8 protein-coding genes and 2 tRNA genes are annotated in these 10,673 nt (G+C 58.3%); 8 read left to right on the top strand and 2 right to left on the bottom strand.

From position 1 onward, the window contains the following. Positions 1-131 precede the first annotated feature (131 nt). The 8 genes from KYK14_RS20345 to KYK14_RS20380 all read left to right on the top strand — a co-directional run bounded on the left by KYK14_RS20345 (position 132) and on the right by KYK14_RS20380 (position 10,361). Positions 132-1,145 carry a sugar kinase gene (locus KYK14_RS20345; protein WP_219161536.1) on the top strand — a complete coding sequence of 338 codons (1,014 nt, stop codon included), beginning with the start codon at positions 132-134 and terminating at the stop codon, positions 1,143-1,145. Between the two features lie 140 nt (positions 1,146-1,285). Further along, entirely contained in the window at positions 1,286-1,945 is a 660-nt protein-coding gene (locus tag KYK14_RS20350; RefSeq protein WP_185283866.1) for a beta/alpha barrel domain-containing protein, read from the top strand. A 4-nt stretch (positions 1,946-1,949) separates the two neighbouring features. Continuing rightward, entirely contained in the window at positions 1,950-3,272 is a 1,323-nt protein-coding gene (locus tag KYK14_RS20355; protein WP_185283865.1) for an MFS transporter, read from the top strand. Positions 3,273-3,274: 2 nt separating this feature from the next. Next, on the top strand, positions 3,275-3,742 hold the full coding sequence (locus KYK14_RS20360) for a nuclear transport factor 2 family protein (protein ID WP_219161538.1): 468 nt from the start codon (positions 3,275-3,277) through the stop codon (positions 3,740-3,742). A 36-nt stretch (positions 3,743-3,778) separates the two neighbouring features. Then, positions 3,779-4,792 (top strand): class 1 fructose-bisphosphatase, encoded by a 1,014-nt coding sequence (gene fbp, locus KYK14_RS20365; protein ID WP_219161540.1) that lies wholly within the window; start codon positions 3,779-3,781, stop codon positions 4,790-4,792. 37 nt (positions 4,793-4,829) lie between these two features. After that, positions 4,830-6,488 (top strand): glycoside hydrolase family 28 protein, encoded by a 1,659-nt coding sequence (locus KYK14_RS20370; RefSeq protein ID WP_219161542.1) that lies wholly within the window; start codon positions 4,830-4,832, stop codon positions 6,486-6,488. A gap of 248 nt (positions 6,489-6,736) precedes the next feature. Beyond that, on the top strand, positions 6,737-8,662 hold the full coding sequence (locus KYK14_RS20375; RefSeq protein WP_219161544.1) for a glycoside hydrolase family 88 protein: 1,926 nt from the start codon (positions 6,737-6,739) through the stop codon (positions 8,660-8,662). A gap of 46 nt (positions 8,663-8,708) precedes the next feature. Then, on the top strand, positions 8,709-10,361 hold the full coding sequence (locus tag KYK14_RS20380) for a glycoside hydrolase family 43 protein (RefSeq protein WP_246601957.1): 1,653 nt from the start codon (positions 8,709-8,711) through the stop codon (positions 10,359-10,361). Positions 10,362-10,478: 117 nt separating this feature from the next. Here the strand turns inward: KYK14_RS20380 and KYK14_RS20385 are convergent. Continuing rightward, positions 10,479-10,552: transfer RNA gene (locus KYK14_RS20385), tRNA-Asp, on the bottom strand. Between the two features lie 47 nt (positions 10,553-10,599). Then, positions 10,600-10,673 (bottom strand) — tRNA-Asp (locus KYK14_RS20390).

The raw sequence follows: 10,673 nt of genomic DNA on the forward strand, positions 1-10,673 counted from the left end.
TTCTCACGTCAGCACGTCCATCTTACCAACGACCCATTCTGCGGGCATAAGGTCCTTCGCAAGCTCAGGATGACAGATGTTCACCAACTCAAGTTACTAGTAACCAACAACACGCATTCAATCCATCTCTTTTGAAACAAGTCGTAACCTTCGGCGAAATCATGATGCGGTTGTCGCCGCCGCTCAACCTCCGCCTCACGCAGGCCGCTAGCCTGGACGTTACCTACGGCGGGGGCGATGCCAACGTGGCCGCCGCGCTGGCCCAACTGGGCCAGCCCGCCGCTCACGCCGGCTGCTTTCCCGACAACGACCTGGGCCGCGCTGCCGCCCAGCACTTCCAGCGCCTGGGCGTAGATATGCACTCCTGCGTGTTTCGCGGGCAGCGGTTGGGGCTGTACTTCCTGGAGGTAGGAGCCTCGTTGCGCGGTAGCAAAATCGTGTACGACCGCGCCGATTCGGCCTTTGCGAACCTTGACCCCGCGTGGTTCAACTGGGATGAAATCCTGAAAGACGCCCAGTGGCTGCACTGGACGGGCATTACGCCCGCTATTTCGGCCAGCGCGGCTCAGGCTACCCGCGAGGCCATTCAGGTCGCTCGCCGCCTGGGCATCACTGTGTCGGCCGACGTGAACTACCGCCGCAACCTGTGGCAGTACGGCCAGAAGGCGCAGGACGTGATGCCCGAGCTGGTAGCCGGCTGCGACGTGGTAGTGTGCACCGAAGGCGACGCCGAGGACTTGTTCGGCATCCGGCCCGAGGAAGGTAGGGAAGACCGCTTCGTGAGCATGTGCGAGCAGCTGCAACAGCGTTTCCCGCAGATCAAACAGGTAATTGCTACCCGCCGCGAAACGCAGAGCGCCTCCCACGAGCGCATCCGCGGCCTACTCTACGACCAGGGCGCCTACCACGAAACTACACCCTATGATATCGTACCCGTGATAGACCGTATCGGCGGCGGCGACTCGTTCATCTCGGGCTTCATCTACGGCTGGCTGCACTTCGACCAGGACCCGGCGCGGGCGCTAGGCTTTGCTACGGCGGCCTCGGCCCTCAAGCACACCATCGTTGGCGACATCAATCTGGTGACGGCCGCGGAGGTGGAGCACATTATGCAAGGCAACGTGACGGGGCGACTACTCCGGTAAGGTTCTTACTAATTAGGTATAAAACTGATTTGCAGGGTGATGCCGAGTAGCGCATAGCTACTTACCGCTCTTTCCACTTAGCGCTTAGAACCAGATAGGCGCTGTATTCGCTCTTTTTTCATTTCTACCCTACCTCGCTTATGGCTCGATTTTCACGTGCAGATGCATTAAAACAGTTACTGGCGCACCCGCTGGTTCCAGTCTTTTATCACCCCGATGTAGCGCACGCCCAGCAGATTGTGCAAGCCTGCTACAACGGCGGTATCCGGGTCTTTGAGTTTACCAATCGGGGCGCGCAGGCCTTCGATGTATTTACACAGTTGCAATCGTTTGTGCAGACCAACTGCCCGGAAATGTTATTGGGCATCGGGACGATTTATGAGGGGGAGGAAGCCCAGCGCTTCATTCAGGCCGGCGCCGATTTCGTGGTGCAGCCCGTCACCACTGAGTCGGTGGCGCACGCGTGCAAACACGCCGACGTGGCCTGGCTGCCCGGTGCCATGACCTTGAACGAAATCTACCGTGCCCACCAGCTGGGTGCCGATGTGGTGAAGGTGTTTCCCGGTAACACCGTGGGCCCCAGCTACATCAAGGCCGTGCGCGGCCCTCTGCCCGATGTGCCCCTGATGGTGACCGGCGGGGTAGAGCCCACCGAGGAAAGTATTGGCGAGTGGCTGGGCGCGGGCGTGCAAGCTGTGGGTATTGGCTCCCAGCTCTTTAAGGGCGATGCGGGGGCCGAGGCCCTGACGGCTAAGGTGGCCGGTCTGGTTCAATTTATTCAGCAACGCGCTCAGCAGTAGACTCATGGAGAAAAAACTCGGAACCTACCGCTGGACCGTTGTGGCGCTGCTGTTCTTCGCCACTAGCATCAACTACCTCGACCGTCAGGTAATTGGCCTGTTGAAGCCTACCCTCGAAACCCAGTTCAACTGGACGGAGAGCAGCTACAGCTACATCGTCATGGCTTTTTCGGCGGCCTATGCTATTGGGCTGCTAGCCTTTGGGCGCATCATCGACTTCATCGGCACCAAGAAAGGGTACATCATTTCTATTATTGCCTGGAGCGGAGCGGCCATTGCCCACGCCTTTGCCTCCAGCACACTGGGGTTTGGGGTAGCCCGCGCCGCGCTGGGTCTGGGTGAAGCCGGTAACTTTCCGGCCGCCATTAAAACCGTAGCCGAGTGGTTCCCGAAGAAGGAGCGCGCGCTGGCTACGGGCGTTTTCAACTCCGGCGCCAACATTGGGGCCGTAGTAGCGCCCATCATGGTGCCCTGGATTCTGGGGAGCTACGGCTGGGAAGAAGCCTTTCTGATTACCGGTGGCATTGGCTTTATATGGCTAATTTTCTGGTGGATATCCTACCAGATTCCGTCCAAGCAGCCCAAGCTGTCGGCCGAGGAATACGCCTACATCCACAGCGACAACGAGCCGGAAGCCGCCGAGGGCGACCATGGCAAAACCATTTCGTGGGGTCGGCTGCTGAGCGTACGCCAGACCTGGGCCTTCGTATTCGGCAAGATGCTCACGGACCCCATTTGGTGGTTTTTCCTGTTTTGGCTGCCATCCTACTTCGCCACTACCTTCGATCTGGACCTGAAAAAGCCTAGCCTACCCTTAGTGGTTGTGTATACTCTGACGACGGTAGGCAGCATCGGTGGCGGGTACTTTTCTTCCTACCTCATCAAGCGGGGCTGGAGCGTGTATAAGGCTCGCAAAACTGCCATGCTGGTCTTTGCCCTGCTGGTAGTGCCCATCATGCTGGCCCGCTACGCCACCAGTATCTGGCCAGCCGTGGCCCTGATTAGCCTGGCCGCCGCCGCGCACCAAGCTTGGAGCGCCAACATCTTCACCGTGGCCTCGGATATGTTCCCCAAAAAGGCTGTCAGCTCTATTGTGGGCATCGGCAGCATGGCCGGCTCGGTGGGCGGCATCCTGTTTCCGCTGCTCATCGGCTATCTGCTCGACACCTACAAAGCGGCCGGCAACATCAACGGCGGCTACAACATCATCTTCCTGATTTGCGGCTCGGCCTACCTGCTGGCCTGGGTGGTGATGCACCTGTTTGTGCCGCGCATGGAGCCGGTGAACCTGGGTGAGCCAACTATATCAAAAGCTGTAACCACATAACCATGAAAATAATAACGATTTTTTTGCTCCTCCTGCTAGGTGGGGTAGGGGTGGCCTTTGCCCAAACCCCCACTGCCAAAGACAAAGCCGCCGCGCAGGAAGTAGAGCGCTTGGAGCGCCAGCGCTTTGAGGCCCAGGTGAAAAAGGACTATGCCTTCCTAGAAAAAGTCTTCGCCGAAGACCTCATCTACACCCACGCTAGCGGCAAGCAAAACGGCAAATCGGACTACATCCAGAGCATTCGCGACGGCAAAAGTCAGTACGAGAAAATCGACGTGGAAGCCCTGAACGTGCGCGCCTACAACAATGGGCAAGCGGCCGTGGTGAACGGTACCATCACCATTACCTTACCCCCCACGGCCGACGCCAACCCTAATCTGGCCCACCTTAAGTACGTGGTGGTACAGATCAAAGATCCCAAGAAAGGCTGGCAAGTGGTCCTGTGGCAGTCGCAGAAGCAGCCGAAGTAACCGCTGCCGCTAGTCAACATTTCTAATCTACTTATCATGAGTCATCGTCCGCTAGAAGACACCATTGCCCAGCCCGTGGGCACCACCCTGGAGCGCTACATTATGCGCACCCAGAGCGAGTTTCCGTATGCCACCGGCGAGTTGTCGCAACTGCTGCGCGATATTGCCCTGGCCGGGAAAATCGTGAGCCGGGAGATTAATCGGGCGGGGCTGGCGGAAGTAGCGGGTGCCTTTGGACAGCAGAACGTGCAGGGCGAGCAGCAGCAAAAGCTAGACGTGGTAGCGAATATTCGCTTCATTCGAGCGCTTACCAACGGCGGTCAAGCCTGCGCGGTGCTGTCGGAGGAGGAAGACGAGATTGTGCATACCGGCAACGTGCAGGGCAAGTACGTGGTAGCCATCGACCCGCTGGACGGCTCGTCCAACATTGATGTGAACGTGAGCATCGGCACTATTTTCAGCATCTACCGCCGCGTGTCGCCCTACGGTGCGCCGGCCACGGAGGCCGATTTCTTGCAGGGCGGGCGCCGACAGGTGGCGGCGGGCTATATTCTGTATGGCTCCAGCACCATGCTGGTGTACACCACCGGGCACGGCGTGGCGGGCTTCACCTACGAAAGCTCTTTGGGTGAGTTTTTCCTCTCGCATCCGCGCATGCTCATTCCGGAAACCGGGAGTATCTTCTCCTGCAACGAGGGCAACTGGCACGACTACCCTGAGTACGTGCGCGACTACCTCTCGCGCTGCAAGGAGCGCCGGTGCAGTGGCCGCTACGTGGGCTCCTTGGTGGCCGACTATCACCGCAACCTGCTGGTAGGGGGCATCTACCTCTACCCGCCCACCCAGAAAAACCCCGATGGCAAGCTGCGCCTGCTCTACGAGTCGTTTCCGCTGGCTTTCGTGATTGAGCAAGCGGGGGGTAGGGCAGAAGCTGGCCCCGGCCTGGGCCGGGTGATGGACCTGATGCCCACGCACTTTCATCAGCGCACGCCTCTTTTCACCGGGTCCTACTCGCTGGTAGATGAGCTGCTCGGCATGGAAACCACCTAGTTTTTTCGCCTTCTTTCGCACACTAAATTCCCAGATAATGACGTATCAATTCCCCTTTCTACTCTCCGTAGCTGCTGTGCTGGCCGGAGCGGCGCCCGCCACCGGGCAGGTCCGCCCTACCTTCACCGTGAAGTCTACTCAGTTCTCGGCCGATACAGTGAGCCTGCTCAACTACGGCGGCAAGGCAGATGGCCAGACGCTGAACACCAAGGCATTTCAGCAGGCTATAGCCGCCGCCAGCCAGAAGAAAGGGGTAGTGTTGGTACCGGCCGGCCTGTGGCTAACGGGACCTATCGAGTTGAAAGACAACGTGAACCTGCACTTAGCCAAAGGTGCGCTGGTGCAGTTCACGACCGATAAGAGCCAGTACCCACTCATCAAAACCAACTGGGAAGGGGTAGACGCCGTGCGCAACCAGTCGCCCATTTCGGGCATGGACCTCACCAACGTGGCCATCACCGGCCCCGGCGTGTTCGACGGCAACGGCGACGCGTGGCGCCCCGTGAAAAAAGACAAGCTGACGGCCGGACAGTGGAAAAAGCTGGTGGCCTCGGGTGGCGCCCTGAATGAGAAAAAGGACTACTGGTACCCCTCGGAACAGGCCCTGAAAGCCTCTACCATGCCGGAGCCAGGCGTCATCAAGCCGGGCAAAACGACAACGGCCGATTTTGCGGATATTAAAGACTTTCTGCGGGCCAATATGCTCAGCCTGCAACGCTGCAAACAGGTGTTGCTGGAAGATTTCACCATCCAAAACTCGCCGGCCTGGACCATCCACCCGCTCTTGTGCGAGGACGTGACCATCCGCCGCGTGACGGCCAAAAACCCCTGGTACGGCCAGAATACGGATGCCCTGGACCTGGAATCCTGCCGGAATGGGCTGGTAGAGGACTGCACTTTCGACGTGGGCGACGATGGTATCTGCATCAAATCGGGCAAAAACGAGCAGGGCCGCAAGCGCGGTGTGCCCACCGAGAACTTCGTGTTTCGCAATTGCAAAGTTTACCACGCCCACGGCGGCTTCGTGATTGGCTCGGAGATGTCGGGCGGGGCGCGCAACCTGTTTGTCTACAACTGCTCCTTCATCGGCACCGATGTAGGCCTGCGCTTCAAGACCACGCGGGGTAGGGGCGGCGTAGTGGAGAAAATCTACGTCGACGGCGTGGCCATGACCGACATTGCCGGGCAGGCCATCCTGTTTGATATGTACTACGCGGCCAAGGACCCGGTGCCCGCCAACGGCGAAGCCGAAGCCCTACCCGAAATCAAGGCTGAACCGCTGAACGAGGGCACCCCGCAGTTCCGCGACTTCACCATCAACAACGTGGTGTGCAAGGGCGCCGAAACCGGTATTCTGATTCGGGGCCTACCCGAAATGAGCATCAAGAACATCCTGATTCAGAACACGGTGCTGGAAAGCGAAAAAGGCATGGTGTGCCAGGAGGCCGAAGGCGTTACGCTGAAAAACGTGGCTTTGCTGAGCAAGGATACCAAGCCCGTAATGGAAATCCAGAATAGCCGCAACGTGTTGGTAGACAACTTGCAATACGCCAACAGCGCCGACCTGCTGGTGCGCCTCAGCGGCGACCGGACCAAGGGCATACGCCTCACCAACACCGATACCAAAGCTGCCAAGAAAGACGTGGAGCTGGGCCAAAAAGTGTCGAAGAAAGTCATCACGGTATCAAAACGATAGTCGTTAGAACGAAACTCCCTTTCTCAGCTGCGGAGGGGATGTTGCGACTGTAGTCGCAACTAGGGTGGTGGGCGTCGTTGCTGAGGTTGTTTGGCTGTCATTCCGAAGGACGTGAGGAATCTGCGTGCTGATACAGAGCAGAAATTACTACCACGTAAGATTCTTCGATAAGCTCGGAATGACGGGCTATTTAATACACTCAGCGGCAATGCCAACCTGCATTGACGTTTGACTTACCATTTTCCTGTATGCTCTTTTCCCGTTTGCTTCTTTCTGGCCTGCTACTGACCTCGGTCGCAAGCGTTGCCCAAATGCCTACCTCCGCGCCGCCCATGTCGCAGCGCATGGCCGATGCGTTTATCTCCTGGCATCCCGATTCCATTGTGATTGGCAACCGCAAAACGGCCCGCTGGGACTACGAGCAGGGCCTGATGCTGAAAGCATTAGAACGCGTCTGGCAGCGCTCCGGCGACGGCAAGTACTTCACATACATTCAGAAAGACCTCGACCAGTTTGTGCAGCCCGACGGCAGCATCCGCACCTACAAACCCACCGACTACAACCTCGACAACCTAGCTACCGGTCATGCCCTGCTGCTGCTGAGCCAGGTTTCCCTACCCAAGAAAACTGATAAATACCAGAAGGCCGCTCAGCTGCTGCACCAGCAAATTGAAGGGCAGCCGCGTACCAAGGCCGGTGGCTTCTGGCACAAGAAAGTCTACCCCAACCAGATGTGGCTCGACGGCCTGTACATGGCCGAGCCGTTCTACGCCGAGTACAGCCAGGCGTTCAACCAGCCCGAGGGGTTTGACGACGTAGCCAAGCAGTTTGCGCTGATTGAGAAGAACTTAGTGGATTCTAAAACCGGGTTACTCTACCACGGCTACGACGAAAGCCGGGAGCAAAAGTGGGCTAACAAGCAAACTGGCCAGTCGCCCAATTTCTGGGACCGGGGCATGGGCTGGTACGCCATGGCGCTGGTCGATGTGCTCGATTACTTTCCCAAAGACCACCCGCAACGTGCCCAGCTTATCAAGGATGTGCAGCGTCTGGCGCCGGTGCTGGCCAAGTATCAGGATGCCAATACCGGTACCTGGTCGCTGGTAGTAGACCAGGCCAGCCGTAAGGGCAACTATGCCGAGGCCTCGGGTAGCAGCATGTTTGTGTATGCGCTGGCTAAGGGCGTGCGCATGGGCTACCTCGATAAGAAATACCTGCAAACCGCCCAAAAAGGCTACGACGGCCTGCTGAAAACCTTCGTTTCGACGGAAAACAACGCGCTGGCGTTCAATGGCACCGTGAGCGTAGGCGGCCTCGGCGGCAACCCCTACCGCGACGGCAGCTACGAGTACTACCTCTCCGAACCCCTGCGCAAAAATGACCTGAAGGGGGTAGGGCCATTCATTCTGGCGAGCGTGGAAATGGAAATTGCCCGCGAAAACAGCGTGGGCCAGGGCAAAACTGTGGGGCTGGACTACTACTACAACCATGAACTGCGCCAGAACCCGCTGAAAGGGCAACAGGAACAGTGGCACTACACCTGGGAAGACCGCACGCACGGCGGCTTCTGGCTGTGGGGCAATCAGTTCCGCGAGCTGGGCGCCCGCACCGTATCGGTATCCACGGCGCCTACCCCCGCCGCCCTCCAAGGCATGGACGTATACATCATCGTTGACCCCGATACCAAAAAGGAAACGCCCCAGCCTAACTTCGTGCAACCTGCTGATAGCAAGATCATAACGAACTGGGTGAAAGCCGGCGGCACGCTCGTGCTGATGGCCAACGACACGTCGAACTGTGAGATTCCGCACTTCAACGAGCTGGCGAAAAACTTCGGCATCCAGTTCCTACCCCAAAATATCAACATGGTGAAGGGCAGCCAGTTTGAGCAGGGCCGCGTGGATATACCGGCCGGCAATGCTATCTTCAAAAATGCCCGCGCGGCTTACATCAAAGAGTTAGCGCCGTTGGGATTGTCGGGGCCAGCCAAGGCCAGCGTAACGCAGGGCCGTAACGTTATCATCGCTACGGCCAAGGTAGGGAAGGGTACCGTCTTCGCCGTGGGCGACCCATGGCTGTACAACGAGTACGTGGATGGACGCAAGATTCCAGCCGTGTATCAGAATTTCGACGCTGGTAAAAACCTGGCGGAATGGCTGCTGCGACAGAAGTAGTTGATTTTGTCCTACGCGTTGAACGTCATGCTGAGCCTATTGAAGCATGACGTTCTTACTATATAATAAGTACAACTTGTTGATGCGCAACCTGTTCTTTCTGCTCCTTTTCCTACCCTCGCTCTCCTTGGCGCAAACCAGTACGCTCTCCAAGGTATGGGTGCCCGACCTAGGTAATGGCAGCTACAAAAACCCGGTGCTCTACGCCGACTACTCCGACCCCGACGCTATCCGGGTAGGGGAGGACTATTACCTCGTATCGTCGAGCTTCAACAGCGTGCCTGGCTTACAGATTTTGCATTCCAAAGATCTGGTAAATTGGACGTTGGTCAGCGCGGTGTTCGGTGAGCAACAGCCCGCTGAGCTTTTCCAGAAGCCCCAACACGGCGGGGGCGTGTGGGCACCGGCCATTCGCTACCACAAGGGCCTCTACTACATATACTACCCCGACCCCGACCTGGGTATCTTCGTGACCCGCGCCCAGCACCCGGCCGGCCCCTGGGAGCCGCCTATTCTGGTGAAAGAAGCCAAAGGCTGGATTGACCCTTGCCCCCTTTGGGACGACAACGGCCGCGCCTACCTCGTGCACGCCTTCGCCGGCTCGCGGGCAGGCTTTAAGAGTGTGCTGGCTGTAAGCGAGATGTCGGCCGACGGCCTGCAACTGCTTGGTGATGAGGTATTGGTGTTCGACGGCCACACCAAGCATCCTACCCTGGAAGGTCCCAAGTTCTATAAGCGCAACGGCTACTACTACATTTTTGCGCCGGGTGGGGGCGTCACGCCGGGTTGGCAAGTGGTGATGCGCTCTAAAAATGTGTTTGGTCCGTACGAAGACCGCATTGTGCTGACCCAGGGCAACACGACCATCAACGGCCCGCACCAGGGCGCTTGGGTCGATACCAACACCGGGCAGAACTGGTTTCTGCACTTTCAGGACCAGGGCGCCTACGGCCGGGTGGTGCACTTGCAGCCCATGCGCTGGCAAAACGACTGGCCCATCATCGGCGACGACCCCGATGGCGACGGCACCGGCCAGCCCGTTTTGACGCACAAAAAGCCGGCTATCAATGGCAAAGCGCAGCCGCTAGCTACGCCTGCTACCTCCGATGAGTTCGACGCATCCGAGCTGGGCTTGCAGTGGCAGTGGCACGCCAACCCGCAGGATGGTTGGGCTTTCCCGATGCCCGCACAAAGCCAGCTGCGCCTCTATACGGTGCCGGTGCCGGTCGATTTCAAGAACTTCTGGCAGGTGCCGAATCTGCTGCTGCAAAAGCTACCCGCCGAAACCTTTACTACGACCACCAAAGTCACCTTCACGCCGCGCTTGGAAGGGGAGAAGGTAGGGCTGGTGATGATGGGGCTCGACTACGCCTATCTGTCGCTGACCAACGAAAACGGCCAGCTCCGCGTCGGTCAGACCGTTTGCCGCAATGCCGATAAGCTAACGCCCGAAACCACAGCGGCGCCCGTGGCTACGCTGCCCACTGGTCAGCCCGTGTACCTACGCGTAGCTGTACGCTCTGGCGCTAAGTGCCAGTTCAGCTACAGCACCGATGGCACCACGTTTCAGCCGGTAGGCACTGAGTTTCAGGCGCGGGAAGGCCGCTGGATTGGAGCCAAAATGGGCCTGTTTGCCCTCCGCACCGGCCAGACCAACGACGCCGGCAGTTTAGATGTGGATTGGTTTCGGATAGAGTAGGGAAAGGCGTTGGGCTAAACGATACACCCAACGCCTACCTTAATAAATGCAGTATGAACTAGCCGAAACGTAAAAAAGCCCCTGCATCATCAGATGCAGGGGCTTTTTCTAGAAGAGCGGTCCGGACGGGACTCGAACCCGCGACCTCCGCCGTGACAGGGCGGCATTCTAACCAACTGAACTACCGAACCTTCTAACTTTAACGGAGCAACTCGCTGTTTCTCTGGGCTCACAAGAGCGGTCCGGACGGGACTCGAACCCGCGACCTCCGCCGTGACAGGGCGGCATTCTAACCAACTGAACTACCGAACC

Origin of the sequence: Hymenobacter profundi (assembly GCF_019334315.1) — a bacterium.
Taxonomy (GTDB): Bacteria; Bacteroidota; Bacteroidia; order Cytophagales; family Hymenobacteraceae; genus Hymenobacter; species Hymenobacter profundi.

Coding starts and splice junctions, on each gene's coding strand:
- KYK14_RS20350 (WP_185283866.1), top strand. CDS start 1,286: ATGGCTCGATTTTCACGTGCAGATGCATTAAAACAGTTACTGGCGCAC.
- KYK14_RS20355 (WP_185283865.1), top strand. CDS start 1,950: ATGGAGAAAAAACTCGGAACCTACCGCTGGACCGTTGTGGCGCTGCTG.
- KYK14_RS20360 (WP_219161538.1), top strand. CDS start 3,275: ATGAAAATAATAACGATTTTTTTGCTCCTCCTGCTAGGTGGGGTAGGG.
- fbp (WP_219161540.1), top strand. CDS start 3,779: ATGAGTCATCGTCCGCTAGAAGACACCATTGCCCAGCCCGTGGGCACC.
- KYK14_RS20370 (WP_219161542.1), top strand. CDS start 4,830: ATGACGTATCAATTCCCCTTTCTACTCTCCGTAGCTGCTGTGCTGGCC.
- KYK14_RS20375 (WP_219161544.1), top strand. CDS start 6,737: ATGCTCTTTTCCCGTTTGCTTCTTTCTGGCCTGCTACTGACCTCGGTC.
- KYK14_RS20380 (WP_246601957.1), top strand. CDS start 8,709: ATGACGTTCTTACTATATAATAAGTACAACTTGTTGATGCGCAACCTG.